1 protein-coding gene is annotated in these 299 nt (G+C 58.9%); it reads left to right on the top strand.

Features of this window, described 5'->3' with window-relative positions:
- Positions 1 to 297 (top strand): cupin domain-containing protein (locus B7449_RS19230; protein WP_048884118.1); only part of this gene is annotated, 297 nt, incomplete at its 5' end.
- Positions 298 to 299 lie beyond the last annotated feature (2 nt).

Below are 299 nucleotides of genomic sequence, written 5' to 3'. Positions count from 1 at the left end.
ATCAGGGTGTTCCGGATCTATCGGGACGTGCCGCCGCATTATCATACCCAGTGTGATGAAGTCCTCCATGTGCTTTCCGGAGAAGGGACATTCTGGATTGATGATCCGGCTGAGGAAGCGCCGTTTGTCCCCGGGCACCTGCTGGTCTTTCCGCGGCGTGCGGTGCATGCGGTGCCGCGTATCCTGCGTGATCCTGTCACTTTTCTTGCCATCGACACACCGCGCCGGGCACCGGATGACGTGGTGTTTGTCGATCCTGCCGAAGGCACGCCTTCCGGCTTCATCAAGAGTATCTGAAG

Origin of the sequence: Komagataeibacter intermedius TF2, from assembly GCF_000964425.1 — a bacterium.
GTDB lineage: Bacteria > Pseudomonadota > Alphaproteobacteria > Acetobacterales > Acetobacteraceae > Komagataeibacter > Komagataeibacter intermedius.
The sequence above is the reverse complement of the archived record's forward strand: the minus strand, read 5'-3'. Positions and strand labels throughout refer to the sequence as shown.